25 protein-coding genes are annotated in these 26,842 nt (G+C 74.3%); 10 read left to right on the top strand and 15 right to left on the bottom strand.

Going from position 1 to position 26,842, the window contains the following annotated elements; genetic code table 11:
- The 7 genes from ADL22_RS35545 to mce form a co-directional block, all read right to left on the bottom strand.
- Positions 1-182: hypothetical protein (locus tag ADL22_RS35545; RefSeq protein ID WP_199836403.1), on the bottom strand; the 182-nt coding region annotated here is incomplete at its 3' end.
- Positions 179-1,426, bottom strand: coding sequence for an ABC transporter ATP-binding protein (locus ADL22_RS29565; protein ID WP_066986659.1), 1,248 nt, complete (start codon positions 1,424-1,426; stop codon positions 179-181). The genes ADL22_RS35545 and ADL22_RS29565, both read right to left, overlap by 4 nt.
- A 128-nt stretch (positions 1,427-1,554) precedes the next feature.
- The gene (locus tag ADL22_RS29560; RefSeq protein ID WP_066986656.1) at positions 1,555-2,328 is read right to left on the bottom strand and encodes an ABC transporter permease; all 774 of its coding nucleotides are present in this window, start codon (positions 2,326-2,328) and stop codon (positions 1,555-1,557) included.
- A gap of 3 nt (positions 2,329-2,331) precedes the next feature.
- A complete protein-coding gene (locus ADL22_RS29555) occupies positions 2,332-3,357 on the bottom strand; it encodes an ABC transporter ATP-binding protein (protein ID WP_066986664.1) in 1,026 nt (341 codons plus the stop codon).
- A 154-nt stretch (positions 3,358-3,511) separates the two neighbouring features.
- Entirely contained in the window at positions 3,512-4,450 is a 939-nt protein-coding gene (locus tag ADL22_RS29550) for a cellulose-binding protein (protein ID WP_066986653.1), read from the bottom strand.
- Positions 4,451-4,564: 114 nt separating this feature from the next.
- Positions 4,565-9,013, bottom strand: a complete 4,449-nt coding sequence (scy, locus tag ADL22_RS29545; protein ID WP_066986650.1) for a polarized growth protein Scy — start codon at positions 9,011-9,013, stop codon at positions 4,565-4,567.
- Between the two features lie 209 nt (positions 9,014-9,222).
- Positions 9,223-9,663, bottom strand: coding sequence for a methylmalonyl-CoA epimerase (gene mce / locus ADL22_RS29540; protein WP_066986647.1), 441 nt, complete (start codon positions 9,661-9,663; stop codon positions 9,223-9,225).
- A 137-nt stretch (positions 9,664-9,800) separates the two neighbouring features.
- Here mce and ADL22_RS29535 point away from each other — a divergent pair, with 137 nt between their 5' ends.
- Positions 9,801-11,012 (top strand): acetyl-CoA C-acetyltransferase, encoded by a 1,212-nt coding sequence (locus ADL22_RS29535; protein WP_066986644.1) that lies wholly within the window; start codon positions 9,801-9,803, stop codon positions 11,010-11,012.
- A 113-nt stretch (positions 11,013-11,125) separates the two neighbouring features.
- The gene (meaB, locus tag ADL22_RS29530) at positions 11,126-12,079 is read left to right on the top strand and encodes a methylmalonyl Co-A mutase-associated GTPase MeaB (RefSeq protein ID WP_066986641.1); all 954 of its coding nucleotides are present in this window, start codon (positions 11,126-11,128) and stop codon (positions 12,077-12,079) included.
- 360 nt (positions 12,080-12,439) lie between these two features.
- Here the strand turns inward: meaB and ADL22_RS29525 are convergent, their stop codons facing one another.
- The 4 genes from ADL22_RS29525 to ADL22_RS29510 all read right to left on the bottom strand — a co-directional run bounded on the left by ADL22_RS29525 (position 12,440) and on the right by ADL22_RS29510 (position 15,056).
- On the bottom strand, positions 12,440-12,916 hold the full coding sequence (locus ADL22_RS29525; protein WP_066986637.1) for a MarR family winged helix-turn-helix transcriptional regulator: 477 nt from the start codon (positions 12,914-12,916) through the stop codon (positions 12,440-12,442).
- A gap of 87 nt (positions 12,917-13,003) precedes the next feature.
- Positions 13,004-13,771 (bottom strand): AIM24 family protein, encoded by a 768-nt coding sequence (locus ADL22_RS29520; protein ID WP_066986634.1) that lies wholly within the window; start codon positions 13,769-13,771, stop codon positions 13,004-13,006.
- Positions 13,768-14,418, bottom strand: a complete 651-nt coding sequence (locus ADL22_RS29515; protein WP_066986631.1) for an AIM24 family protein — start codon at positions 14,416-14,418, stop codon at positions 13,768-13,770. Before ADL22_RS29515 ends, ADL22_RS29520 begins: the two co-directional genes overlap by 4 nt.
- Positions 14,418-15,056, bottom strand: a complete 639-nt coding sequence (locus ADL22_RS29510; protein WP_066986628.1) for an AIM24 family protein — start codon at positions 15,054-15,056, stop codon at positions 14,418-14,420. The genes ADL22_RS29515 and ADL22_RS29510 overlap by 1 nt, the downstream gene beginning before the upstream one ends.
- A gap of 225 nt (positions 15,057-15,281) precedes the next feature.
- Here ADL22_RS29510 and ADL22_RS29505 point away from each other — a divergent pair, with 225 nt between their 5' ends.
- Complete coding sequence (locus ADL22_RS29505; RefSeq protein WP_066986625.1) at positions 15,282-15,632, top strand: DUF3817 domain-containing protein; 351 nt, start codon at positions 15,282-15,284, stop codon at positions 15,630-15,632.
- The gene (locus ADL22_RS29500; RefSeq protein ID WP_066986621.1) at positions 15,629-15,937 is read left to right on the top strand and encodes an MTH1187 family thiamine-binding protein; all 309 of its coding nucleotides are present in this window, start codon (positions 15,629-15,631) and stop codon (positions 15,935-15,937) included. Before ADL22_RS29505 ends, ADL22_RS29500 begins: the two co-directional genes overlap by 4 nt.
- 12 nt (positions 15,938-15,949) lie before the next feature.
- Here the strand turns inward: ADL22_RS29500 and ADL22_RS29495 are convergent, their stop codons facing one another.
- Positions 15,950-16,939, bottom strand: coding sequence for an ArsR/SmtB family transcription factor (locus ADL22_RS29495; protein ID WP_066986618.1), 990 nt, complete (start codon positions 16,937-16,939; stop codon positions 15,950-15,952).
- Between the two features lie 77 nt (positions 16,940-17,016).
- Here ADL22_RS29495 and ADL22_RS29490 point away from each other — a divergent pair, with 77 nt between their 5' ends.
- The 4 genes from ADL22_RS29490 to ADL22_RS29475 all read left to right on the top strand — a co-directional run bounded on the left by ADL22_RS29490 (position 17,017) and on the right by ADL22_RS29475 (position 21,405).
- Positions 17,017-18,348 carry an MFS transporter gene (locus tag ADL22_RS29490; protein WP_066986615.1) on the top strand — a complete coding sequence of 444 codons (1,332 nt, stop codon included), beginning with the start codon at positions 17,017-17,019 and terminating at the stop codon, positions 18,346-18,348.
- A 43-nt stretch (positions 18,349-18,391) separates the two neighbouring features.
- Positions 18,392-18,901 (top strand): MarR family winged helix-turn-helix transcriptional regulator, encoded by a 510-nt coding sequence (locus ADL22_RS29485; protein WP_066986612.1) that lies wholly within the window; start codon positions 18,392-18,394, stop codon positions 18,899-18,901.
- A 62-nt stretch (positions 18,902-18,963) separates the two neighbouring features.
- Complete coding sequence (locus tag ADL22_RS29480) at positions 18,964-19,296, top strand: DUF3817 domain-containing protein (RefSeq protein ID WP_066986609.1); 333 nt, start codon at positions 18,964-18,966, stop codon at positions 19,294-19,296.
- Between the two features lie 408 nt (positions 19,297-19,704).
- Positions 19,705-21,405, top strand: a complete 1,701-nt coding sequence (locus ADL22_RS29475; protein ID WP_066986606.1) for an acyl-CoA mutase large subunit family protein — start codon at positions 19,705-19,707, stop codon at positions 21,403-21,405.
- Here the strand turns inward: ADL22_RS29475 and ADL22_RS29470 are convergent.
- Together ADL22_RS29470 and ADL22_RS29465 are read right to left on the bottom strand one after the other, a co-directional pair.
- On the bottom strand, positions 21,381-22,826 hold the full coding sequence (locus ADL22_RS29470) for a HAMP domain-containing sensor histidine kinase (RefSeq protein WP_066986603.1): 1,446 nt from the start codon (positions 22,824-22,826) through the stop codon (positions 21,381-21,383). The genes ADL22_RS29475 and ADL22_RS29470 overlap by 25 nt on opposite strands.
- 124 nt (positions 22,827-22,950) lie before the next feature.
- Complete coding sequence (locus tag ADL22_RS29465) at positions 22,951-23,691, bottom strand: response regulator transcription factor (RefSeq protein WP_066986600.1); 741 nt, start codon at positions 23,689-23,691, stop codon at positions 22,951-22,953.
- A gap of 62 nt (positions 23,692-23,753) precedes the next feature.
- Between ADL22_RS29465 and ADL22_RS29460 the strand changes: the two genes are divergently transcribed.
- Together ADL22_RS29460 and ADL22_RS29455 are read left to right on the top strand one after the other, a co-directional pair.
- Complete coding sequence (locus ADL22_RS29460; protein ID WP_066986597.1) at positions 23,754-24,908, top strand: UDP-N-acetylglucosamine--N-acetylmuramyl-(pentapeptide) pyrophosphoryl-undecaprenol N-acetylglucosamine transferase; 1,155 nt, start codon at positions 23,754-23,756, stop codon at positions 24,906-24,908.
- A 10-nt stretch (positions 24,909-24,918) separates the two neighbouring features.
- Positions 24,919-25,941 (top strand): SDR family NAD(P)-dependent oxidoreductase, encoded by a 1,023-nt coding sequence (locus tag ADL22_RS29455; RefSeq protein WP_066986594.1) that lies wholly within the window; start codon positions 24,919-24,921, stop codon positions 25,939-25,941.
- A gap of 2 nt (positions 25,942-25,943) precedes the next feature.
- Here the strand turns inward: ADL22_RS29455 and ADL22_RS29450 are convergent, their stop codons facing one another.
- Positions 25,944-26,582, bottom strand: coding sequence for a TetR/AcrR family transcriptional regulator (locus ADL22_RS29450; protein ID WP_234430903.1), 639 nt, complete (start codon positions 26,580-26,582; stop codon positions 25,944-25,946).
- Between the last annotated feature and the right edge of the window lie 260 nt (positions 26,583-26,842).

Here is a 26,842-nt window from a genome sequence, read left to right as displayed (position 1 = left end):
GCCTGGAGCGCCATCGTGCCCGGCTCGCCGGCCGCGGGCGGCTGCGCGGGCGCGGCCGGCGGCATCGGTCCGGCGGCGGGCGGCGGTCCGGCCGGTGCGGGGGCGGCGGGCGGCAGCGGCTGGGCCGCGCTCCCGGGGGCGGCGGGCTCCGGCCGGTCCTGCGGCTGCTGGGGGTTGGTCATCGGGCGTCCTGGGGGTGCGGCACGGTCGGGTCGGCGGGGGCGGCGGGCGGCTGCGCGGGCGGAACCGGCGGCGCGGTGGGCGGCTGCTGCCCGTAGGGAGGGGGTGCGGCGTACGGGCCGGGTCCCCCGTACGGGTGACCTTGCGGCGGCGGACCGCCGGGCGCCGGGGCGGCGTACGGGCCGGGCTGCGCGTACGGGTCCGGCTGCGCGTACGGATTCGGCGCGGACATCCCGGCGGGCGGCCCGGCCGGCGGCTGCCCCGGTACGGGCACCTGCCCCGGCACCGGCGCGTACCCCGGCGCCCCCGCCCCCTGCGGCCCGTACCCCGCCGCCGAGCGGTAGTCCACCGCGCCCTGCGTCATCCGCATGTACGCCTCCTCCAGCGACGCCTGGTGCGGTGACAGCTCCCACAGCCGGACCCCGGCGGTGTGCGCGAGGTCGCTGATCCGGGGCAGCGGCAGCCCGGTCACCCGGAGCGCGCCGTCCGCCTCCGGCGCCGCCGCGCCGCCCGCCTCGGCGATCGCCGCGGTCAGCTTCTCCCGCTGCTCCGGCTCGCCGTCCGGCGTCCGCACCCGCGCGAAGTCCGCGGAGTGCGCCGAGATGAAGTCCGTCACCGGCATGTCCGCGAGCAGCCGGCCGCGGCCGATCACGATCAGGTGGTCGGCGGTCAGCGCCATCTCGCTCATCAGGTGCGAGGAGACGAAGACCGTCCGCCCCTCGGCGGCCAGCCGCCTCATCAGATTCCGCACCCAGAGGATGCCTTCGGGGTCCAGGCCGTTGACCGGTTCGTCGAAGAGCAGCACCTGCGGGTCGCCGAGCAGCGCCGCGGCGATCCCCAGCCGCTGCCCCATCCCCAGCGAGAAGCCCTTGGCGCGCCGGTGGGCGACGTCCTGGAGGCCGACCAGCGCCAGCACCTCGTCGACCCGCCCGGCCGGGATGCCCGACAGCTGCGCCAGCGACAGCAGATGGGCCCGCGCGCTGCGGCCGCCGTGCACCGCCTTGGCGTCCAGCAGCGCGCCCACCTGGCGGGCGGCGTGCGGGGTGCCGCGGAACGGGCGGCCGCCGATCGTGGCCCGGCCGGCCGTGGGGGTGTCCAGCCCCAGGATCATCCGCATCGTCGTGGACTTGCCGGAGCCGTTGGGCCCCAGGAAGCCGGTGACGGTGCCCGGACGCACCCGGAACGACAGGTCCGCGACGGCCGTCCTCGGCCCGTAGCGCTTGGTCAGGCCGACTGCCTCGATCAATTCTCCGCCCCTCGCGCGATGGTCGGGGCACCAGGCGCCCGTGCCCCCGTGAGGGTAATGAGGCTATCGGCACGTTGACGGTTCCCGTCAAAAAGGGGCGCGGGGCCGGGCGGACGCCCCCTGCGGGCTCAGGCGTCCCGCTTGTTCAGCAGCACATAGCCGCAGATCAGCGCCGCCGCCGTCCAGGCCGCCATGATGGCGAACCCGCCCCACGGGCCGTACGGTGTCTCGTCGTTGACCGGCGCGACCACCTGCATGATCTTCGAGCCGGCCTGGTCGGGGAGGTAGCGGCCGATCTTCCGGGTCGCCGAGACGTTCCCGAGGATGTTGGAGATCAGGAAGAAGAACGGCATCAGGATGCCCAGCGACAGCATCGGACTGCGCAGCATCGCGGCCACCGCCATCGAGAACAGCGCGATCATCGTCATATAGAGCCCGCCGCCGACCACCGCCCGCAGCACCCCGGGATCGCCGAGCTGCGCCCGGTGCTCACCGAGCGCCGCCTGGCCCGCGAAGAACGCCGCGAAGCTGGTCGCCAGGCCGACCGCGAAGACCAGCGCGGTGGCCACCAGCAGCTTGCAGAAGAGGAAGACGCCGCGCTGCGGTACGGCGGCCAGCGAGGTGCGGATCATGCCGGTGCTGTACTCGTTCGTCACCACCAGCACCCCGAAGACGATCATCGCCAGCTGGCCCAGGCCCATCCCCGCGAAGCTGGTGTTGGTGGGGTCGAAGGCCAGCCGCCGCTCGTCCGGCATCGACCCGAAGTCCTTCCGGGCCAGGGTGCAGATCAGCACCCCCACCGCGACGGTCACCACCACCGCGGTGGCCAGCGTCCACACCGTGGACCGCACCGACCGGATCTTGGTCCACTCGGACCGCAGGACCTGCCCGACGACAGCCATCCGTCAGCTCCTCTTCCGTTGCTGCCACTGCGCGCCCCAGTCGCCCGGTGCCGGGCCGCCGGACAGCGCGCCTTCGGGGACCGCGGGCCGCGGCGCCACCCCGCCCGGCGCCGCGGCCGGCCCGCCGGGCCGCGCGTGGTACTCCACCGCCCCGGCCGTCAGCTGCATGAACGCCTCCTCCAACGACGCCTGCTGCGGGCTGAGTTCATGCAGCACCAGCCGGTGCGCGGCGGCCAGTTCGCCCAGCCGCTCGGCGGGCACCCCGTCCACCTCCAGCGCCCCGTCCGGCGCGGCCGCCGCCCGTACGCCCTGCGTGTTCAGCACGTCCAGCAGCCGCTCCCGCTCCGGGGACCGCACCCGCACATACGACCGGGAGTTCTCGCGGATGAACTCCGCCATCGAGGTGTCCGCCAGCAGCCGGCCCTGCCCGATCACCACCAGGTGGTCGGCGGTCAGCGCCATCTCGCTCATCAGATGCGAGGAGACGAAGACCGTACGGCCCTGGGCGGCGAGGTCCTTCATCAGATGGCGGATCCACTGGATGCCCTCCGGATCCAGCCCGTTGACCGGCTCGTCGAACATCAGGATCCGCGGATCGCCCAGCAGCGCCGCCGCGATCCCCAGCCGCTGCCCCATGCCCAGCGAGAAGCCCTTGGACCGCTTGCGGGCCACCGAGGTGAGCCCGACCAGGTCCAGCACCTCGTCGACCCGGGACGGCGGAATGCCGTTGCTCTGCGCCAGGCACAGCAGATGGTGGGCGGCGCGCCGGCCGCCGTGCAGCGCCTTGGCGTCCAGCAGCGCCCCGACGTACGTCAGCGGATTCCTCAGCTCGCGGTAGTGCCGGCCGTCGATCCGCACCGAACCGGCCGTCGGATTGTCCAGACCGAGCACCATCCGCATGGTGGTGGACTTCCCGGCACCGTTGGGGCCCAGAAAGCCGGTGACGACGCCCGGCCGGACGGTGAACGACAGCCGGTCCACCGCCACCGTGTCCCCGTAATGCTTGGTCAGCTCCCTGAGCTCGATCATGTCCAGCACGCTAGGCGCGGCCGGACCGCCCCGCCACCGGGGCCGGGCCGCCCGGAGGACGGCGCCGCGCCCCGGCACGGCCGTGCCCCCGCACCGCCGCGGACGGCGGATACGGGGGCACGGACGGACGCGGGAAAACCTTCCGGCGGGCGGCTCAGCGGCTCTGCTGGGCGGGCACCCCGCGGGAGACCGACTCGTCGTCGGCGGGCGAACCGGCCGCGGCCACCGCCGCGCCGGTCAGCGTCGCCAGCATCTCGCGGACGTTGGTCAGCTGCGCGTTGATCGAGTCGCGGCGGTTGGTGAGCGCCGCCAGCTCGCGCTCCGATTCGCTGCGGATCCGGTCGGCCTTGGCGTTGGCGTCCGCGACGATGTCCTCGGCCTGGCGCTGCGCGGTCTCCACCGTCTGGCGGGCCCGGCGCTCGGCGTCCGTACGCAGCTTCTCGGCCTCCAGGCGCAGCTGCTCGGCCCGGTGCTCGATCTCCGCCAGCCGCTTCTCGGCCTTGGCCTGGCGCGAGGCGAGGTCGCGCTCGGACTGCTCGCGGCGCTTGGCGAGGTTGGTCTCGAAGTCGGCGGCGGCCTGCGCGGCCTTGGCGCGGGTCTCCTCGAAGAGGGCGTCCGCCTCCTCGCGCTTGGACTGGGCGTCCTTCTGCGCCTCGGCGCGCATCGTGGCCGCCTCGCCCTTGGCCTTCTCGACGATCCGGGCGCCCTCGTCCTCGGCCTTGGCCTTGCGGTCGACGGCGAACTGCTCGGCGTCGTTGCGGACCTGCTGGGCGGCCGACTCGGCGAGCTCGCGGTGCTGCTCGGCGGCGCGGCGGGCCTCCTCACGCAGCTCCTTGGCCTCCTCCTCCGCGAGGCGGAGGATCTTCTCCACGCGCGCCCCGAGGCCCGCGTAGGACGGCTCGGCGTCATTGACCTGAGCCTGGGCGTTCTGCGTCTCGAGGTGCAGCTCCTCGATGCGCTTCTCCAGCGAGGTGATGCGGGCCAGGGCGCTGTCGCGGTCCGCGACCAGTTTGGTGATGCGGTCATCCACCTGACCGCGGTCGTACCCACGCCGCACGAGCTCGAAGCCGAAGGGGGAGGAAGTGTCGCTCATGGGGTTCCTGTCGAAAGAGACCGGTGAGGTGATAAGGAGAATCCTAGGGGTCTTAACGGCGTGTCATCGAGTCATTGCGCGTTTGAAGTGGAGAATGACCCCTCATTTGAGTGGCTACCCCTCAGACGGCTTGCCACTCGAACGAGTTGTCCCGGCGCCCGCGGCGGCCTTGACCGCCCCGCCCTTGGCCTCCCCGCCCTGCGCCGGCACCTCGAACGACTCCAGCGCCTCCAGCACGTCCTGCACCCGCGAGATCTCGGCGTTGATGTCCTCCCGGCGGCGCGCCAGCACCTCCAGCTCGCGCCGGCCCTCCGCGACGATCCGGGCGGCCTCCTCCTTGGCCTCGGCCCGCATCTTCTCCGCGTCCCGCACCGCCGCGGCCTTCTTGTTCTCGGCCTCCTTGATCAGGCCCTCGGCCTTCTTCACCGCCGCGATCCGCACCTTGCTCGCCTCGCTGTTGGCGTCCGCCAGCAGCTTCTCGGCCTTCTCCCCGGCCTCCACCTGCTGCGCGGTGGCCTGCGCGATCAGCTTGTCGACCCGCTCCCCGGCGTTCTTCATCGCCTCCGAGGACTCCCGGCGGGCCCGCTCGTGCAACTCCTCGACCTCGGCCTCGATCCGCACCCGCAGCTCCTCGGCCCGGTCCCTTATGGCGGTCGCGTCCCGCCGCGCCTCGCCCAGCAGCGTGTCGGCGTCCGTACGGGCCTTCTCCACCCGCGCGTTGCCCTCCGAGGTGGCCTCCCGGACGATCCGCTCGGCCTCCTTGCGGGCCGCGCCGACCATGATGTCGGCCTGCTCCTCGGCGCCGGTCGCGGTCTTCAGCGCCTCCTCGCGCGCCTTGGCGATCAGCTGGTCCGCCTGCTCGGCCGCGTCGCCGCGCCGCTTGGCGGCGTCCTTGCGGGCCTCGTCCAGCAGCCGGTCGGACTCCTCCTGCGCCTCCGTACGGGTCCGCTCGGCGGCCGCCTCGGCGTCCTCCCGGATCTTCGCCGCCTCGTTCCGCGTGCGGTTGGCGTGCTCCTGCGCCGCGGTGACGGTCTCCGCCGCCTCGGCCCGCAGCCGGTCCGCCTCCGCGGTGGCCGTCGCCACCATCCGGTCGGCCTGCTCCCGGGCGTCCGCGCGGGTGCGGTCGGCGTCCCGCTCGGCCTCCGCGGTGCGCTCCGCGGCCTCCGACCGCAGCCGCTCCGCCTCGCCGGCCGCCTCCGCCACCAGCTCGTCGGCCTGCGCCGCGGCGTCCGCGCGGGCCTTGTTGGCCGCCGTGCGCGCCTCGTCGGCCACCCGCTCGGCCTCCGCGCGGGCGGTCTCCAGCGCCTGCGCCGCCTCGGCCCGCAGCCGGTCCGCCGCCTCGGTGGCCTCCGCCACCGTCCGCAGCGCCTGCTGCTCGGCCTCCGCGCGCAGCCGCTCGGCGGCCTCCTGGCCCTCCCGTACGGTGCGGTCCGCGTCGTCCTGCGCCGAGGACGTCAGCTCCGCGGCCTCGGTGACGATCCGCTCGGCCTCCGTACGGGCCTCGGCCAGCAGCCGGTCGGTCTGCTCGGCCGCCTCCGACCGCATGCGGTTGGCGTCGTCGCGCGCCTCCGCCCGGGTCCGCGCCGCGTCCTGCTCCGCCGACGCCAGCGCGTCGGAGGCGTCGGTGCGCAGCTGCTGGGCCTTGGCCGAGGCGTCGCCGACCAGCTTCTCGGCCTTCGCGGTGGCGTCCGCGACCAGCTTCTCCGCCTCGGCGGTGGCCTCGGCCACCAGCCGGTCGGCCTGCTCGGCGGCTTCCGTACGGGCGGAGTTGGCGTCCCGGCGGGCGGTGTCCAGCACCTCGTCCGCCTCGGCCCGCAGCTCCTCGGCCTTCGCCGTGGCGTCGGCGACCAGCTTCCCGGCCTCGGCCGTGGCCTCGGCCACCAGCCGGTCCGCCTGCTCGGCGGCCTCCGTCCGCGCGGTGTTGGCGTCGCGGCGCGCCTCGTCCAGGACGCCGGCCGCCTCCGACCGCAGCCGGTCGCCCTCCTCGATGGCCTCCGCCACCGTCCGCTCGGCCAGTGCCGCGGCCGCCTCGGCGTTCTCCTGCGCCTCCCGGCGCACCCGCGCCGCGTCCTCCGAGGCCCGCTCCCGCTCGGCGTAGGCGTCCGACCGGACCCGGTCGGCCTCCTCCTGCGCCTCGGACCGCGTCCGCTCCGCGGCGTGCTCCGCCGCCGACCGCAGCCCGGCGATCTCCTCGTTCGCCTGCTCGTGCAGCCCGGCGACCGCGTCCCGCACCTGCTGCGCGGTCTGCTCGGCCGCCGCCACCAGCTCGGCCGCCCGCCGGTCCGCCTCCTCGACCAGCCGCTCGGCCTCCGCCTGCGCCTCGCTGACCCGCGTACGGGCCGACGCCAGCAGCTCCTCGCTCTGCTCCCGCGCCGCGGTCCGCTCCTGGTGGGCCTCCTCGCGCGCCTCGCCCAGCAGCTGCTCGGCCTCCCGGCGGCGCCGCGCGGCCTCCTCCTGCGCCTCGGCCAGCGCCTGCGCGGCCTCCGTGCCCGTACGCTCCGCGGCCGCGGCCGCCTCCGCCCGGACCCGGTCCGCGGTCTCCTGCGCCTCCGCCTTGAGCCGCTCGGCCTCCGCGGCGGCCTCCGCCCGCAGCCGGGTGGCCGCGGTCTCGGCCTCGGCCCGGGCCGCCGAGGCGTCCCCGGCCGCCTCCGTCCGCAGCCGCTCGGCCTCCTCCTCGGCCTGCTGCTGGAGCGCGCGCCGCCGCTCGGCCGCCTCGGCCTTGAGCCGGGCCGCCTCCTCCTGCGTCTCCCGGCGCAGCCGCTCGGCCTCCGCGCGGGCCTCCCGCAGCGCCTCCTCGGCCGCCGCCAGCTTCTCCTCGGCCTCGCCGCGCAGCCGGTCCAGCTCCGCCTGCGCCTCCGCGCGCCGCTCCTCGGCGGCCGCCTCGGCCTCGGCCCGCAGCGCCGCCGCGCTCCGCTCCGCCTCGGAGGTCAGCTCCTCGGCGGCCTGGGTGCCCTCCAGCAGCAGCTGCTCGGCCTCCGTACGGGCCCGCTCCAGCGCCTCCTCGGCCTGCCGGCGCAGCGCGGCGGCCCGCTCGATGGCCTCCGTCCGCACCCGCTCGCTCTCGGCGACCGCGCCCGAACGGGTCTCCTCCGCATCGGACTTGGCCTTCGCCAGCAGCTCCTCGGCGGTCCCGGCCGCCTCCTCGATCTGCTGGACGGCCTCCCGCCGCGCCTCGCCGCGGATCCGCTCGCCCTCGGCGACCGCGTCCGCCCGCAGCTGCTCGGCCTCACCGCGCAGCCGCCGCGCCTCCTCCTGGAGTTCGGCGGTCTTGGCGCGGTACTCCTTGGTGTCGTTCTTCGCCGCGCCCTTGAGCTGCTCGGCGGTGTCGTGCGCCTCCTCACGCAGCCGGTCCGCCTCGGCCTCGGCCTCCCGGCGCAGCCGCTCCGCCTCCTCGGCGGCGGCCTTGGTGACGGCCTTGGCGTCCTGCGACGCCTTGGTCATCATCTCCTCGGCGGCCCGCGCGGCCTTCGCCAGCTGCGCCGCCGAGTCCTCCGCGGCCTTCGACCGGGCCGCCTCCTGCGCCTCGGCCACCAGCCGCTCGGACTCCGCCCGGGCGTCCGCCCGCAGCTGCTCGGCCTCCGCGCGCAGCGCCTCGGCCTCCTTGGTCGCCTCCGCGACCAGCCGCGCGACCTCCGCCTTGGCCGTACGGGTCCGCTGCTCGTTCTCCGACTCGGCGGCCGACAGCCGCTTCGCCGCGGACTGCTGCGCCTCCTCGACCAGCTTCTCGGCCTCGGCGCGCGCCTCGCGCAGCGCCGCGTCCGCCTCCTGGATCCGCGCCTCGGCCGTCCGGGTCAGCTCCGCGGCCTGCCGGCGGGCCTCCTCCGACTCCGCGCCGGCGGTCGAACGCAGCTGCTCCGCCTGGTCGGTGGCCTCCTGCGCCTGGCTGGACGCGGCGTTCAGCAGCCGCTCGGCGTCCGTACGGGCCCGGCGCAGGATGGATTCGGCTTCCGCCCGCGCCTCCTCGGCCGCCGTGCCCAGCCGCTCGCGCGCCCGGTCCGCCAGCCGCTGCGCCTCGGTCCGGGCCGCGGCGAGCACCTGCTCGGCCTCCGCCCGGGACTCCTCCATCAGCCGCCGGGCCTGCGACTCCGTACGGGCCCGCAGCTGCTCCGCCCACGCGACGTTCTCGTTGACGTGCGATTCGACGGTCTGGCGGCGCTCGTTCAGCTCCTCGTCCAGCCGCTGCCGCCGGCTGACCGCCTCGGCGTGCAGCTCGGCGTCCATCCGGGCCTGCCGCTCGGCGGCCTCCTGGAGCAGCCGCTGGGTCTGCGCCCGCGCCTCGCGCAGCTCCCGCTCGGCGTCCGAGCGCAGTTGGTCGGCCTGGATCTGCGCGTTGCGCAGGAGTTGTTCGGCCTGGTGGCTGAGGTTGTCGTAGGCAGGCCGGGACGCGAGGTTGCGGCGCGCCTCGTGGAGCTTGGCGCGCAACACCTCGACCTGGTAACCGAGGTCGTCGGCGTGCTGGACGGCCTTGTCCCGCTCGGTCTTCAGCCGCTCCATCTCGGCTTCGAACTGCGAGAGGTGGTCGGCTTCAGCCCACTGACGCTCCTGGCGCTCGTTGCCCCGCACTGCGCGGTCCCATCCGTCCCCTGGTCATGGCGGCGGCCGGCTCCGGACCCTGCGGCACGCGCCCCGCACGCCTCGCGGCGTACCGGACCCGCGCCCTTTCGGAGCTGACCCTTCCGAAGAAATGGTGTCAGATCATCGGCAGAGTATGGACCGGCCCCACACCCGTACCCCGGCCGAGGCTGCACTCTACCGGCCGGGGGAGGGGAAGGTCAGTGGCCAGTCGCGTCCGGGGGCGCCGCGGTGACGAGTTCGGTGAGCACACCGTGGCAGTCCTTGGGGTGCAGGAAGGTGATCCGCGACCCCATCGAGCCCCGCCGCGGCTCGTCGTAGAGCACCCGGACGCCCTTGCCGCGGATGGCCTCCGCGTCCCCGTCGACGTCGGCGGTGCCGAAGGCGATGTGGTGCACGCCCTCGCCGTTCTTCGCCAGCCACTTGCCGACCGCGGAGTCCTCGCGGATCGGCTCCAGCAGCTGGAGGTAGGAGGCGCCGCCGTCGGACGTCTCGTTGATTTTGAGCATGGCCTCGCGGACCCCCTGCTCCTCGTTGACCTCGGTGTGGAACACCTCGAAGCCATACGTGGCACGGTAGAACTCGACGGTCCGGTCCAGATCGCGGCAGGCGATTCCGATGTGGTCGATTCGCGTCAGCATGGCTCCAGTGCACCGCTCGCACGGCTGGTTACGCAACGTGCGCGCGATCACACCCGCTTGCCGGTGACCCGGCGACTACCCCTCAGTACATTGACGGGAACCCTCGTTAACTTCCCTGCACAGGAAGGCCGCACCCTATGTCTGCAACGAACGGCAGGAACGGCACCACCTCCGTCATCGTCGCCGGAGCGCGCACCCCGATGGGCCGGCTCCTGGGCTCGCTGCGCAGCTTCTCCGGGGCCGACCTGGGCGGTGTGGCCATCAAGGCGGCGCTGGACCGCGCGGGGATCGGCGGCGACCAGGTGCAGTACGTGATCATGGGCCAGGTGCTCCAGGCCGGCGCGGGCCAGATCCCGGCGCGCCAGGCCGCGGTCAAGGCCGGCATCCCCATGAACGTCCCCGCGCTGACCGTCAACAAGGTCTGCCTCTCCGGCCTGGACGCCATCGCGCTGGCCGACCAGCTCATCCGCGCCGGGGAGTTCGACATCGTCGTCGCCGGCGGCCAGGAGTCCATGACCAACGCCCCGCACCTGCTCCCCAAGTCCCGCGAGGGCTTCAAGTACGGCGCGGTGGAGATGCTCGACGCGATGGCGTACGACGGCCTCACCGACGCCTTCGAGAACATCGCCATGGGCGAGTCGACCGAGAAGCACAACGCCCGGCTGGGCATCGGCCGGGCCGAGCAGGACGAGATCGCCGCGCGCTCCCACCAGCGGGCCGCCGCCGCCCAGAAGAACGGCCTGTTCGAGGCCGAGATCACCCCCGTGGAGATCCCGCAGCGCAAGGGCGACCCGGTGATCTTCAGCCAGGACGAGGGCATCCGCGGGGAGACCACCGCCGAGTCCCTCGGCAAGCTGCGGCCGGCCTTCGCCAAGGACGGCACGATCACCGCCGGCAGCTCCTCGCAGATCTCCGACGGCGCCGCCGCCGTGGTCGTGATGAGCAAGGCGCGGGCGCAGGAGCTGGGACTGTCCTGGATCGCCGAGATCGGCGCGCACGGCAATGTCGCGGGCCCCGACAACTCCCTCCACTCGCAGCCGTCCAACGCGATCCGGCACGCGCTGGCGAAGGACGGGCTGACCGTTGACGACCTCGATCTGATCGAGATCAACGAGGCGTTCGCGGCGGTCGCGGTGCAGTCAATGAAGGATCTCGGGGTTTCCCCCGAAAAGGTGAATGTCAACGGCGGTGCCATTGCCCTCGGCCATCCGATCGGCATGTCCGGGGCCCGTATCGTGCTGCACCTCGCGCTGGAGCTGCGGCGGCGCGGCGGCGGCACGGGCGCGGCGGCGCTGTGCGGCGGGGGCGGGCAGGGGGACGCGCTGATCATCCGGGTGCCGGGGAGGTAGTCCGTTCCGCGCCGCGGGCCGGGTTGTGCACCGGTCCGGCCCGGGGCGCGGCGCGGTGGGTACGGCGGCGGTACGAGTGAGTCGGTCGAACGAGGGCGAAGGAGCCGAGCGCGATGGTGGACGTCCCCCAGCTGGTGGAACAGGCCCGGCAGGGCCGGCCGAGGGCGGTGGCCCGGCTGATCTCCCTCGTCGAGGGAGCCGCGCCGGAGCTGCGCGAGGTGATGGCGGCGCTGGCGCCGCTCACAGGCAACGCCTATGTGGTCGGGCTGACCGGCTCGCCCGGCGTCGGCAAGTCCACCACCACCTCCGCCCTGGTCACCGCGTACCGCAAGGCCGGCAAACGGGTCGGGGTGCTCGCCGTCGACCCGTCCTCGCCGTTCTCCGGCGGTGCGCTGCTCGGCGACCGGGTCCGGATGAGCGAGCACGCCTCCGACCCCGGCGTCTACATCCGCTCGATGGCCACCCGCGGCCACCTGGGCGGGCTGGCCTGGGCCGCCCCGCAGGCGATCCGCGTCCTGGACGCGGCCGGCTGCGAGGTCATCCTCGTGGAGACGGTGGGCGTCGGGCAGTCCGAGGTGGAGATCGCCTCGCAGGCCGATACGAGCGTGGTGCTGCTGGCCCCGGGGATGGGCGACGGCATCCAGGCCGCCAAGGCCGGAATCCTGGAGATCGGCGATGTCTACGTGGTCAACAAGGCCGACCGGGACGGCGCGGACGCCACCGCGCGCGAGCTGAACCACATGCTCGGCCTCGGTGAGGCGCGGGCGCCCGGTGACTGGCGGCCGCCGATCGTGAAGACGGTGGCGGCCCGGGGCGAGGGCGTCGAGGAGGTCGTGGAGGCGCTGGAGAAGCACCGGGCGTGGATGGAGGAGCACGGGGTGCTGGGGCGGCGCCGGCTGGCCCGGGCGGCGCGCGAGGTCGAGACGATCGCGGTCACCACGCTGCGGTCGCGGATCGGGGATCTGTCCGGCGATCGGCATCTGGGGGCGCTGGCGGAGCGGATCGTGGCGGGGGAGTTGGATCCTTATGGGGCCGCCGATGAGTTGGTCGTGGGGCTGACGACGTAGATCCCACGTGGGGGTTCGCGGGGTCGGTTCTCCGCCGGACCCTGTTTCGGTGGGGTTGCTCGCCGTGGCGGTGGGTTGTTTGTGGCCGCCCCACGTTGTCCTGTGCCGCGCCGTGGTTGGTTGCGGTGGCCTCGGCGTTCCGCCGTTGGTGGGGGCCGGAGGGGCTGTCCCGGGGTACGTCCTCGGTGCGGGCGCATCTGGTCTGTGAATGAGGAATGCCCCGCGGTTCGCTCCAGATCCTGCGGGCGCACCCCGGGACATCCCCTCCGGCCCGCGCCGTCGCCGTCTGCACCCCGGTGGTCCCGGCCGGTCCCACAGCTGTGGTGGCCGGTGGCGTGGTCTCGTCCCCGTGGGTGGGTTTTAGAGCGAACCCCGGTGTTTGCGGAGGTGTTCGGCCACGGGGGTGAGGGAGGCGCGGAGGGAAGCGAGGGCTTCGGGGGTGAAGAGGTCGATGAAGTGCTTGCGGACCGAGGCGACGTGGTGGGGGGCGACCCGGCGCATGGTGTCCCAGCCCTCTTCGGTGAGGACGGCGTAGAGTCCGCGGCGGTCCGACTCGCAGCTTTCGCGGCGTACCAGGCCCGCGTTCTCCATCCGGGTGATCTGGTGCGAGAGGCGGCTCTTGGACTGGAGGGTGGCGGCGGCCAGGTCGCTCATCCGCAGCCGGTGGTCCTTGGCCTCGGAGAGGTTGACCAGGATCTCGTAGTCGTTGTTCGTGAGGCCGAACGGCTGGAGATCGCGCTCCAGTTGGTGCATCAGCAGCCTGCTGACGTCCAGGTGGGTGCGCCAGGCGCGCTGCTCCTGGTCGGTCAGCCAGGGAGTGTCGCTGTCGGTCGTCATGGAGGAATTCTACCCGTGAATGTTGAATGATGAATTAGTCATCGTTGGCCGGTCAGGCGTTCGAGGTCACCGTCCGCAGACTACCGCTCACAGGCCGAAGCGGCGCTGGAGACCCCCGAGGCCACCGGGCAGGTGGGGCAGTTGTGAGCCACTTTCCGGGGCCGGTGCGCCGCCGCCCGGGACGCCCTCCTCGGCCGGCACCGCGCCGGTCGCCCGCTCCGGGAGCAGCTGCTCGGTGGACTGGAGCAGGACCGTCCCGGCACCGCTGAACTCGTACTGGTGCTCCTCGCCGGAGGCGCCGCCGATACCGGTGTGGGCGCGCACGCCGCCCCAGAATCCGCGCAGGTACTGGTGGTCGTAGTGGTGGCAGGGGGAGGGGCAGTCGGCCCAGCCGACGAGGGCCTGCGGGTCCACCCGGATCGGCGGTTCGGCGAAGACCACGGGGCCGTTGGAGGCGGCCACGAAGGTGCCGGTGCCGATGAGGGTGAGGAAGCCGGGGATGATCGATTGCTTCAGCGACAGAGATGGCTGAAAGGCGAGCAGATTGCCGGAGCGAATGGTGAGGTTGCCCTCATCGAGATCGTAGGAATTGACGTCGAAGGCCCGGTCGGCGAGGAGCATCTTGCCGCGGCCCTCGGCCACCACCCAGTCAGCGGCGTGCAGGGGCGAATGGAAACTGCCGGCGATCAGGCGGTCCAGCGGGCCGTGGCCGATGCCGTGGAAGTCGATCCGCCCGTAGTAGGCGATCATCTTCCCCTTCTGGAGGAACCACCGGCCGTCGAGGTCGACGCTGAAGGCGTACGCGTTGACGTTGTCGTTGGCGGGCAGGGTGCGGACGTCATGGATCACGGTCACAGCTTCTCCTCCGACGCCTGGACGTAGACGGTGCCCTGGCCGGACAGCTCCAGCTGGAACGCCTCGCCCGAGCCGCGGCCGATCATCTCGCGCCAGCCCAGGGCGGTGGACAGGCGGTTGCGGACCTCGCCGCGGTGGGCGACGTACGCCTGCGGGTCGACATGGACCGGGCGCTGCGGGGCGATCGGCAGCTCGATGACGCCGCCGTGCGCCATCACCGCCGCCGAGCCGTGGCCCGCCAGGGTCGTGGTGAACAGGCCCTGGCCGGTGACCTGCCCGCGCACCATGCCCATCACGCCGCCCTGCGCGCCCATGAACATCGTCCCCTGGGCCAGCGAGCCGTCGAAGGCCAGCAGGCGGTCGGCCTCGACGTAGAGGGTCTCGCCGGTCAGGTCGATGACGTGGACGTGGTGGCCGCCGTGGCCGAACATGACGGTGCCGTCCCCCTCCACGGTCATCAGGGGTGTCGCCTCGCCGGCGATGCGGCGGCCGATCATGGAGCCGATACCGCCCTGGCCGCCCTGGATGTTCGGGGTGAAGCTGACCTCGCCGCGGTAGGCGAGCATCGCGCCGCGCTGGCTGAACATCCGCTGCCCGGGGGCGATCCGGGCTTCCACCATGCGGGAGTTGAGGGAGGTGAACGGCATCAGACCTCACCGCCTGCGGTGGTGCGCTCGCTGGGCTGGACGTAGACCAGGCCCTCGCCCTCGAAGCGCAGCTGGAACGCCTCGCCGGAGCCCTCGCCCAGGAACGTGCGGAAATTCACGCCGGACTGGAGGTGGCGCTTGAGCTGCCCGGTGTGGGCGATATAGGCGCCGGGGTCGACGTGGAGGGGATCCTGCGGGGTGACGCGGAGCACCACGGCGGGGCCGTCGGAGGTCAGCGCGGCCTGGCCGTGGCCCTCGACGGTGGTGGTGAACAGGCCGGTGCCCTGCGAGGCGCCGCCGAGGCCGGTGAACGTCGTGCCGGTCCGCAGCGCGGCGTCCGTGCACAGCAGATTGCTCGCCTCCACGAAAAGCTTCTCGCCCTGGAGCCGGACGAGGTTGATCTCGGTGGCGCGGTCGGCGAAATAGCAGGTGCCCTGGCCCTTCACCTCCATCACCGCCATCTGCTCGCCGGTCAGCCGGCGGGTGACCATGCCGCGCAGTCCCTCCCCGCCGCCGGTCATCTTCTTGAACGCCATCTGGCCGTCGTAGGCGACCATCGCGCCGTTCTTCGCGCGGACGGCGTCGCCCGCGAGGTCGACCGCGAGCACTTTGCTTCCCTGAAGCCGGAATTGAGCCACGGACCTGACGGTAGCCGCCGGGGGCTCGGCGGGGCAGCGCTTTCGGCCCTGATCGGCCCCGGAGGTTTCCCGGAGCGCGTCTCGGGGGCGCGGTCGGCGCGGCGCGCGCCCGGCGGTGCCCCCCGGGCGGTGATCGCCGCCGCGGCTGCAACAATGGGGCGGAATGCTTGTGAACGGCCGCACAAGCCTGCCCTGCCGCCGCCCCTCCGCCCGAACGAGGTTCCCGTGGACATCAAGACCGCCGCCGCCCTGCACCGACTGCGCCTGGCCTCCATCCCGGAGGCGCTGTCCTTCCCGGCGCTGCTGATATTCGGCACGGGCTTCCGGATCTTCCTCGGCTACGACAAGCTCGTCATGCCGCTGGGCCTGCTGCACGGCATCCTCTTCACGATCTTCCTGGTGCTGCTGCTGGACGCCTGGAACCGCACCAAGTGGCCCTTCAAGCGGGTCGCGTTCTTCTTCCTGCTCGCGGTCCTGCCGTTCGGCGGGCTCTACGCCGACAAGGTCCTCAAGCGCGAGGAGGAGGCCGGTGTGATCGCCGCCCGCGCCCGCCGGGAAGGCACGGTGAACGCATGATCGTCGCCTTCTCCGTGAGCCCGCTGGGCGTCGGCGAGGACGTCGGCGAGTACGTCGCCGACGCCGTCCGGGTCGTCCGCGAGTCCGGCCTGCCCAACCGCACGGACGCCATGTTCACCTCCATCGAGGGCGAGTGGGACGAGGTGATGGACGTGGTCAAGCGCGCGGTGGCCGCCGTCGAGGCGCGCGCCGGCCGGGTCTCCCTGGTCCTCAAGGCCGACATCCGGCCCGGTGTCACCGACGGCCTCACCGCCAAGGTGGAGACCGTCGAGCGCTATCTGGCCGGCGGCGGACCCACCGCCTGACGGGCCGCGCGGTCAGCCGCCGGCCACCAGGGCGATGCCCAGCGGCGTCCGCTCGTAGAGCACCTGGTGGCCCTGGCGGCGCGAGACCAGCAGCCCGGCGCCGCGCAGGACGGCCAGATGCGCCGAGACCGACGACGGTGCCAGCCCCAGCCGGTGGGCGAGCGCCGAGGTCGTCGCCGGGGCGTCCAGGGCCGCCAGCACCGCGGCCCGGTTGGCGCCCAGCAGCCGCGCCAGCGCCGGGCCGCCGGCCGGCTCCCGCCACAGCCCGCCGATGCCCCGCGCCGGATAGATCACGGTCGGCTGCCACGGCGGATCGAAGCCGCTGATCACGTCCGGCCAGACGAAGACGCTCGGCAGCAGCAGCACCCCGCGCCCCTCCAGGTCCCGCATCAGGAGGACGTCGGTCCGGTTGCGGACGGTCAGCGTGCCGTCGTCCGACCAGGACACCCGGGGGTGCAGATCGGCGAACAGGCGGCGCAGTCCGCCGCTCGCCAACTGGCGCGAGCGGTACGCGATCTCCGCCTCCAGCAGCGCCCGCAGCCGGGGCCAGTCGGGCGCCAGCAGGGCCTCCCAGGCCCGCTCGGTGACGTCCGCCAGCTCCCGCACCGCCCGCGCCGGGTCCGCCAGCGCCGCCCGGCCCCTGGGCGAGTCCGCCGCCCCGGGGACGCACGCCAGCGACTTGGCCATCTCCGCGCGCGCCAGCTCCGGGTCGGTGGCCCGCAGCCGCGCCAGCTCCTCGCCGAAGTCCGCCAGCGGCACATCCGGGGGCCGGCCCAGGAAATCCGGCGTGTAGCCGGGCCGGCGCACCGGCATGAACAGCCACACCGGCGCCAGGTCCAGCCCCGCCACCCGCTCCCGCATCCGCCGCAGCCACGGCAGGTGGTAGCCGTGCCGGTCGGTGCGGCGCAGGGTCCGCAGCGCCTCGTGGGTCTCGCACAGCGGCGAGATGGCGAACCGGATCCGCAGCAGGTCGTCCGCCCCGAAACGCAGCTCCAGCGGCACCGCCGGGCCTCCCTCCCCAGGATTCGGCCGGAGCCGAAACACTACGGCCCGGCGGGCGCCCCCGGCAGCCTGGCGCCATGCCCACGCCTCCCGGGCCCGCGCAGCCGGGCCCCGCTCCCGTATGCCCGCCCGGTTCCGGCCCCGCCCCGGGCGGCGCCCCCGCGGCCCCGGCCCGTACCGGCTACCGCGCGGTCTTCGCCGTCCGCGAGTTCCGCTACGTCTTCGCCGCCCACCTGCTCTCCTCCCTGGGCGTGGTGGTCTGCGAACTGGCGCTCTCCGTCCTGGTCTACCGGCTCACCGGCTCCCCGCTGCTCAGCGCCCTGAGCTTCGCCCTCGGCCTGCTGCCCTACGTGGTCGGCGGGACCCTGCTGTCCGCCGTCGCCGACCGCTGCCCGGCCCGCCGGGTGCTGGTGGTCTGCGACCTGGTGTGCGCGGCGGCGGCCGCCGCGATGGTGCTGCCCGGGACGCCGGTGGCGGTGCTGCTGGGCCTGCGGTGCGTGAGCGCGGCGGCCGCCCCGGTCTTCGCCGGCACCCGGGCCGGGACGCTGGGCGAGATCCTCGGGGACGGCGACCTGTTCGTCCTGGGGCGCTCGCTGATCCGGATCGTCAACCAGGGCGCGCAGCTGGCCGGCTTCGCCGCCGGTGGGCTGCTGCTGGCCGCCGCCGGGCCGGGCACGGCCCTCGGGATCACCGCCGGGACGTTCGCCGCCTCGGCGCTGCTGCTGCGGCTGGGGACCGCCGCCCGCCCCGCGCGCGGCCGGGCCACCGGGCCGCTGCTCGGCGCCTCCCTGGCCGGCACCCGGCGGCTGCTGGCCGACCGGCGGATCCGGGCGCTGCTGCTGCTCGCCTGGGTGCCGCCGGCGCTGGTCGTCGTCCCCGAGGCGCTGCTCGTCCCGTACGGGGACCAACTGGGCGGCGGGGCGGCCGGGCAGGGGCTGCTGATGTGCGGGATGCCGGTGGGAGCGGTGGTGGCGGAGACGCTGGTGGGGACGTTCCTGGGGCCGCGGGCCCGGGAGCGGCTGACGTTCCCCATGGGGCTGTTCACGGTGCTGCCGTCCCTGGGGTTCGCCGCCCACCCGCCGCTGGGCTGGGCGCTGGTGCTGCTGGTGCTCACCGGGACCGGGATCTCGTACAACTTCGGGGTGGACCGGTGGTTCGTGGCGGCCGTGCCCGACGAGCTGCTGGGGCAGGCGATGACGGTGATGCAGGCGGGGCGGATGACGCTCATGGGGCTGGCGATGGGGCTGGCCGGCGCGGCCGCCGAGTACGCGCCGCTCGGTGCCGTGATGCCGGCCGCCGGGGTGATCGGCGCGGTGGCCGTCCTGGCGGTGCTCGCCGAGGTCCGGAAATCGGGGGCGCGGAGCGCTCGCGGGGCCGCCCGGCGACCACTTCCTGAGACCGAAAGCTGAGACAGGGCTGACCAGCATATGACCGGCGGGTAGGGTCGGAGACGTGCCGAAGCCGCTCAGCCTTGCCTTTGACCCCATCGCGCGCGCCGACGAACTCTGGAAGCAGCGCTGGGGCTCCGTGCCCGCGATGGCCGCGATCACCTCGATCATGCGCGCCCAGCAGATCCTGCTCTCCGAGGTGGACGCGGTCGTCAAGCCGTACGGACTGACCTTCGCGCGGTACGAGGCGCTGGTCCTGCTGACGTTCTCCAAGGCCGGCGAGCTGCCGATGTCGAAGATCGGCGAGCGCCTGATGGTCCACCCGACCTCGGTGACCAACACCGTCGACCGGCTGGTGAAGTCCGGGCTGGTCGCCAAGCGGCCGAACCCGAACGACGGCCGGGGCACGCTGGCGTCCATCACCGACAAGGGCCGCGAGGTGTGCGACGCGGCCACCCGCGACCTGATGGCCATGGACTTCGGGCTCGGGGCGTACGACGCCGGCGAGTGCGCGGAGATCTTCGCGCTGCTGCGCCCGCTGCGGGTGGCGGCCGGGGACTTCACCGAGGAGTGACCGCCGCGCGCGGCCGGGGGGTGGCGAAGATCGCCCCGGAAGGGGCGGTTACGCTCAGGGGCATGAAGCGAAGTGTCCTGACCCGTTACCGGGCGATGGCCTACATCACCGCTGTGATGCTGCTCGTGCTCTGCGCCTGCATGGTTTTCAAGTACGGCTTCGGGATGGGCAAGGACCTGACCCTCGTCGTCGCCCAGGTCCACGGCGTGCTCTACATCATCTACCTGATCTTCGCCTTCGATCTGGGCTCCAAGGCGCGCTGGCCGTTCGCCAAGCTGCTGTGGGTGCTGGTCTCCGGCACGATCCCGACCGCCGCGTTCTTCGTCGAGCGCAAGGTCGTCCGCGAGATCGAGCCCCTGCTGGCCGACGCGGCCCCGGAGCCGGTCAAGGTCTGAGCGGGGCGTTGGCCGGGCCGGGTCGGGGCGCCGCGTACGCCCTGGACGGCCCGGGCGCGGCCGGTTGCGGCCGGTCGCGTTGCCGAGGCCGCCGGTGGCGGCTCGACGGCCCGCCTCGCCGGGGCCGCGTCCGCGTCGCGCGCGTCGCGCGCTTGCGCGCCGCACGCACTCCACCCCCGGCCTTCCCGCCGTACGCCTCCCGCACGCCGAACGCGCCTCTCCGCCGCCGGAGGGGTGCGTTTTGCGTCACCGGAGGGGCGCGTTCCGCGTTGCGGCGTGTTTCCGCAGGTCAGGCCGCGGGTAGCTCTTGGCCCGGGGGGTTGCGAGACCCCTAGGGGTGCCCCTGAGCGCGGAATCAGGGGCTTCTCCCATCGACAGGTAGTTGGACGTCCTAGTAAATTCGTTGGCATGGACGCTGACGCGATCGAAGAGGGCCGCCGCCGCTGGCAGGCCCGGTACGACTCCGCCCGGAAGCGCGACGCGGACTTCACCACGCTCTCCGGCGACCCCGTCGAGCCGGTGTACGGGCCGCGCCCCGGGGATTCCGTCGAGGGGTTCGAGCGGATCGGCTGGCCGGGGGAGTACCCCTTCACGCGCGGCCTGTACGCGACCGGCTACCGCGGCCGGACGTGGACGATCCGCCAGTTCGCCGGCTTCGGCAACGCCCGGCAGACCAACGAGCGCTACAAGATGATCCTCAAGGCCGGCGGCGGCGGCCTCTCGGTGGCGTTCGACATGCCGACGCTCATGGGGCGGGACTCCGACGATCCGCGCTCGCTCGGCGAGGTCGGGCACTGCGGCGTCGCCATCGACTCCGCGGCCGATATGGAGGTCCTGTTCCAGGACATCCCGCTCGGCGATGTCACGACGTCCATGACGATCAGCGGCCCCGCCGTCCCGGTCTTCTGCATGTACCTCGTCGCCGCCGAGCGCCAGGGCGTCGATCCGGCGGTGCTCAACGGCACGCTCCAGACCGACATCTTCAAGGAGTACATCGCGCAGAAGGAGTGGCTCTTCCAGCCCGAGCCGCATCTGCGGCTGATCGGCGATCTGATGGAGCACTGCGCGCACGGCATCCCCGCCTACAAGCCGCTGTCGGTCTCCGGCTACCACATCCGGGAGGCCGGGGCGACGGCCGCCCAGGAGCTGGCGTACACCCTCGCCGACGGGTTCGGCTATGTGGAGCTCGGCCTCTCCCGGGGCCTGGACGTCGACACCTTCGCGCCCGGCCTGTCGTTCTTCTTCGACGCCCATGTGGACTTCTTCGAGGAGATCGCCAAGTTCCGCGCGGCGCGCCGGATCTGGGCGCGCTGGATGCGCGACGTCTACGGGGCGAAGAGCGAGAAGGCGCAGTGGCTGCGGTTCCACACCCAGACCGCCGGCGTCTCGCTGACCGCCCAGCAGCCGTACAACAACGTCGTCCGCACGGCCGTGGAGGCGCTGGCGGCGGTCCTCGGCGGCACCAACTCGCTGCACACCAACGCGCTGGACGAGACCCTCGCGCTGCCCAGTGAGCAGGCCGCGGAGATCGCGCTGCGCACCCAGCAGGTGCTGATGGAGGAGACCGGCGTCGCCAACGTCGCGGACCCGCTGGGCGGTTCGTGGTACGTGGAGGCGCTCACCGACCGGATCGAGGCGGACGCCGAGAAGATCTTCGCCCGGATCACGGAGCGCGGGGCGCGGGCGGTGCCGGACGGGCGGCATGCGATCGGGCCGGTCACCTCCGGCATCCTGCGGGGCATCGAGGACGGGTGGTTCACCGGCGAGATCGCCGAGTCCGCGTTCCGCTACCAGCAGGCGCTGGAGAAGGGCGACAAGAGGGTCGTCGGCGTCAACTGCCACGAGGGCTCGGTCACCGGCGACCTGGAGATCCTGCGGGTCAGCCACGAGGTCGAGCGCGAGCAGGTGCGGGCGCTGGCGGAGCGCAAGGCGGCCCGGGACGACGCCCGGGTGCGGGCCGCGCTGAAGGATCTCCTCGACGCCGCCCGCGGCGACCGGAACATGATCGAGCCGATGCTGGCCGCGGTCCGCGCCGAGGCCACGCTCGGCGAGATATGCGGGGCGCTGCGGGACGAGTGGGGCGTCTACACGGAGCCGGCCGGGTTCTGACCCTCCCCGGAGGGCCGGGCGTCCGGCCCGGCCGGGAGCCGCAGGCGGAAGAGGGCGCCGCCGCCGGGGGCGCGGGCGGCGGTGAGCTCGGCGCCGTGGGCGTGGGCGATCTGGCGGGCCATCGCCAGGCCCAGGCCCGAGCCGGGCAGGGCCCGGGCCGCCCGGGCGCGGTAGAAGCGGTCGAAGACGTGCGGCAGGTCGTCCGGGGCGATGCCGGGGCCGTGGTCGCGGACGGACAGCAGCAGCTCGCCCGGTCCGGCGGTCAGTTCGGTCTCGACCGGGCCGCCGGGCGGGGAGAATTTGGCGGCGTTGTCGAGGAGGTTGGACAGCAGCCGGTTCAGCCGGGCCGGGACGCCGGGCAGCGTGGTGCCGGCCGCGGCGGGATCGACGCGGACGGTGAAGGCGATCTCCGGCCAGTGCTCGCGGGCCGCGGCCACCGCGTGCTCCAGGAGGGCCGCCGGGCGCACCTCCTCCAGGAGCGGCCGGGGCTCCTCGTCGCGGGCGAGTTCGATCAGGTCGTTGACGAGGGTGGTGACCTCGCGCAGCTGCCGGGTCAGGGCGCCGGACGCCCGTTCTCGCTGACGCTCCGTCAGGCGGTCGGCGCGGGCGAGGAGTTCGGCGTTGGTGCGGAGCGCGGTGAGCGGGGTGCGCAGTTCGTGGGAGGCGTCGGCGACCAAGCGGCGCTGGGCGGTCACGGACTGCTCCAGTTCGCCGAGCATGGTGTTGAAGCTGGCCGCGAGGCGGGTGATCTCGTCCTCGCGGGTGCCCGGCCCGGCCGGCAGCTCGATGCGGTGCCGGGGGTCGCGGGTGGCGGCGATCCGCTCGGCGGTGGCGGTCAGCCGGGCGACCGGGGCCAGGCCCGTACGGGAGACCCAGTAGCCGAGCCCGGCGGCGAGCAGCACACCGGCCGCGCCGACCGCGGCGAGCGCCCAGGCCGCCTGGCGCACCCCGCGCTCGACGGTGTCGGAGCGGAGCGCCACCTGGAGGGCCTCGTCCCGGTGGGCGAGGCGGGTGGTGTACATCCGGACGGGGTGCCCGGCGACGGTGAGGTCGGTGTAGTACGGCGTACCGCGCCCGGCGGCGACCGCGCGGGTGGCGGGGGAGACCGGCAGGCCGTAGCGCTCCCGGGGGTCGTGGGACGGGTCGGCGGGGACGATCTGGACGCACGGGACGGCCTGGTAGCGGCAGGAGGTGTCGGAGACGGTCGGGCCCCAGTGCCGGGTGCGCTGGGTGACCTGGGTGGCGGTCTGCGCGAGGTTCAGGTCGAGCTGGCGGGTCATCTGGACGGACAGCACCACGAACGCGGCGGCGCAGACGCCCACCGCGACCACCGCCACCGCGGCGGAGGCGGCCAGCGCCAGCCGGGTGCGCAGCGGGCGGCGGCGGACCCAGCGCCCGCCCAGGCGGCGCCGGCCGGTCATACGGCGGCCCCGCACGGCGCCAGCGGCAGCCCGAGCCCCAGCCGCACCCCCGGCCCCGGCCGTACGTGCCCCCGCGGCGGCACCCCCAGCCCCGGCCGCTCCGGCCGCACGCACGCCCGCCCCCTCACGACCCCTCCGGGTGGTCCAGGCGGTAGCCGATGCCGTGGGCGGTGTGGACGAGGCGGGGTTCGCCGCCGGCCTCCAGCTTGCGGCGGAGGTAACCGATGTAGACCGCGAGCGAGTTGGAGTCCGGGCCGAAGTCGCGGCCCCAGACGCGCTCCAGGATCAGCTCGCGCGGCAGCACCTGTCCGGGGTGCTGGAGCAGCAGTTCCAGCAGGGCGTACTCGGTCCGGCTGAATTCCAGGGGCCGCCCGCCCCGGTGGCCGCTGCGGGTGACCGGGTCCACGACCAGGTCGGCGAAGGCCAGCCGGGTGTCCTCGGCGGCGGCGGACGCGGCCCGCCGCAGCAGGGCCCGGACCCGGGCGATCAGCTCGTCCAGCGCGAACGGCTTGACGAGGTAGTCGTCGGCGCCGGCGTCCAGGCCGTCGACGCGTTCGCTGACCGAGTCCAGCGCGGTCAGCACCAGGATCGGGGTGCGGTCGTCCAGCGCGCGCAGCCGGCGGCACACCGCCAGGCCGTCCAGTACGGGCATCAGCACGTCGAGGACGAGCGCGTCCGGCTGCCAGGCGGCGACCTCGGAGAGCGCGGCCAGCCCGTCGGCGGCCTCGCGCACCGCGTACCCCTCGACGGCGAGTCCGTCGGCGACGGCGGCCCGGACCTCCGGTTCGTCGTCGACGACCAGGATGCGGGCGGCGGGCGGCGGCGGATTCCCGGGGGCGGGCGCGGGCGCGGGGCGTGCGGTCATGACCCAAGGCTCCCAAACGGTGTCTTAGAACGTTCTTAAGGCGGCGGACGAGCGTGGCGGCCATGCGCACACCACTCTCGGTCGTGATCGGTGCGGGCGGCACCGGCGGCCACATCTACCCCGGACTCGCCCTCGCCGACGCGCTGCGCCGGGCCGTACCGGACGCCGTGGTCTCCTTCGTCGGGACCGAGCGCGGGCTGGAGACCCGGCTGATCCCGGAGGCCGGCTACCGGCTCCACACCGTCGACATGATCCCGTTCGACCCGGCGCTGGGCGCCCGGCGCTATCTGCTGCCGGCCGCGCTGCTGCGGTCCGGCGCCCAGTGCCGGGCGATCCTGCGGGCGCAGGGCGCCCAGGTCGCGGTCGGCATGGGCGGCTACCCGAGCGCCCCGGTGATCGTCGGGGCGCGGCTGGCGGGGCTGCCGAGCCTGATCCACGAGTCCAACGCGGTGCCCGGGCGGGCCAACCGGTTCGCCGCCCGGCTCACCCCGCACATCGCCCTCGCCTTCGACCGCAGCCGCCCCCATCTGGTGGGCGGCGAACGGGCCGAGACGGTCGGTATGCCGCTGGCCGGGCCGCTGGCCGGCCTGGACCGGACGGCGCGGCGGCCGGCCGCCCGGCGGGCCCTGGGCGTCCCCGAGGGCGCCCGGCTGCTGCTGGTCAACGGCGGCAGCCTGGGCGCCGCCCGGCTCACCGAGGCCGCCATCGGCCTGGCCGGCCGGCACCGGGACCGCACCGACCTGCGGCTGCTGATCAAGACCGGCCCGGCGGCCCTGGACGCGGCCCGCGCCGCGCTCGCCGCGAACGGCGGGGCCGCGGTCGCCGAGGCGGTCCCGTACCTGGACCGGATGGACCTGGCGTACGCGGCGGCCGACCTGGTGGTCTGCCGGGCCGGATCGGCGACCGTCGCCGAACTGGCCGCCACCGGGATGCCGGCGGTGCTGGTCCCGTACCCGCACGCGCCCGGCGACCACCAGACGCACAACGCCCGGGTGCTCTCCGACGCCGGCGCGGCGCTGCTGCTGCCGGACGCGGAGGCCACCGCCGAGCGGCTGGACGCGCTGGTCGTCCCGCTGCTGTCCGATCCGGACCGGCTGGCCGCGATGGGCGGCGCGGCCGACCCCGGTACGCACGCGCAGGCCGCCGACCTGCTGGCCGCCCGCACCCTGGCGCTGGCCGGCCACCCGAAGGCCAACTCGCACGTCGCCACCCCCTGAAGGAGTCAGCATGAGCACGCACAGCACCCCGTCCACCCCGTCCCTCTCCTGGGCCGGCCGGAAGGTCCTGGTCACCGGCGCCGAGGGGTTCATCGGATCGGCGCTGGTCGACCTGCTGGTCGCCGCCGGCGCCGAGGTCCGCGCCTTCGTCCACTACAAGCCGTACGCGGAGAAGGGGAATCTGGCCCGCTATCTGGAGCCGGGCGGGCCGGTCGAGATGGTCGCCGGCGACGTCCGGGACGCCGGCCGGGTGATGGACGCGGTCGCCGGCTGCGACACCGTCTTCCACCTCGCCGCGCTGATCGGCATCCCGTACAGCTACGACTCGCCGGGCGCGTACGTGCAGACCAACGTCGTGGGCACCGAGAACGTCGCCGAGGCGTGCCGCCGGCACGGTGTGCGGCGGATGGTGCACACCTCCACCAGCGAGGTGTACGGGACCGCGCTCACCGCGCCGATCAGCGAGGAGCACCCGCTCCAGCCGCAGTCCCCGTACTCCGCCTCGAAGATCGGCGCGGACATGATGGCGCTGTCGCACTGGCACGCCTTCGAGCTGCCGGTGACGGTGGTGCGGCCGTTCAACACCTACGGGCCGCGGCAGTCCGCCCGCGCGGTGATCCCGACGATCCTGGCCCAACTCCACGCCGGCGCCCGGCAGATCAAGCTGGGCTCGCTCACCCCGACCCGGGACTTCACCTTCGTCACCGACACCGCGGCCGGCTTCCTGGCGCTGGCCGGCTGCGACCGGGCGCTGGGGCAGGTCGTCAACCTCGGCAGCGGCCGGGAGATCTCGATCGGGGCACTGGCCGAGGCGCTGATCGCGGCCTCCGGGCGGGACGCCGAGGTGGTGGTGGACGCGGACCGGCTGCGGCCGTCCGGCAGCGAGGTGGAGCGGCTGCTGTCGGACAACTCCCGGGCCCGGGAGTGGGCCGGATGGCAGCCGCGGGTATCGCTCAAGGAGGGCCTGGCGCGGACGTCGGAGTGGGTGGCGGAGAACGTGCACCTCTTCCGCGCGGACCGCTACCAGGTCTGACGTCAGGGCTCCAGGCCGGCCAGGCCCGCCAGCAGCAGAGTGGTGAAGCGGCGGGCCCAGCCGGCGTCGACCGGTTCGGCGCTGACCAGCAGCCGGTGCACCACGGCCCCGGCGATCACGTCGAAGATCAGGCCCACGGAGCCCTCGGCGGCCCGCGCGCCCTCCGGTCCGCCGGCGTCCGGCGGGAGTTCGCCGCGCTGCTGGGCGCGCGACCGGCCCAGCAGCACCAGCCGCTTCTGCCGCTCGACGATGGCGCAGCGGATGCGTTCGCGCAGCGCGTCGTCGGTGGTGGACTCGGCGACCACCGCCATCAGCGCGGTCTTGGTCTCGGGCCGGGCCAGCAGCGCGCCGAACTGGAGCACCACGCCCTCGATATCGGCCCGGAGGCAGCCGCGGTCGGGGAGTTCCAGCTCGTCGAAGAGGACCGCGACGGCGTCCACGACCAGTTCGCTCTTGCCGGCCCAGCGGCGGTAGAGGGTGGTCTTGGCGACCCCGGCGCGGGCCGCGACCTCGCCCATGGTCAGTCCGCTCCAGCCGACGTCGACGAGCGCGGCGCGGGTGGCGTCGAGGATCGCGTGATCGGTCTCGGCGCTGCGGGGGCGGCCCGGGCGGCCCTTCCGGGAGCAGGCGGAGTCGTGCATGCGGGCGACCATACCGGCCGGTAGGACTACGGGCGCCGGCCCGTCGGCAGGCTTTTCCGTGAGGGAGATCACCCGCCGCGGGCCGGGGAGCGGGTGCCGTCCGGGGGCGCCGCCGAGTTACGCTACGACCCGTAGCGAAAGAGCGACAGCCACTTGGCCGCGGGTGGGGACCCGTGGCCGCGCGACGGGCCCGCGAACGGCCCGTGCACCGGGCACCGGTCCTCGCGTACGCCCCAGCCGGCGGGCGTACGGACGGACGC

It is taken from the genome of Streptomyces sp. NRRL F-4489, from assembly GCF_001509485.1.
Lineage (GTDB): Bacteria > Actinomycetota > Actinomycetes > Streptomycetales > Streptomycetaceae > Streptomyces.
The sequence above is the reverse complement of the archived record's forward strand: the minus strand, read 5'-3'. Positions and strand labels throughout refer to the sequence as shown.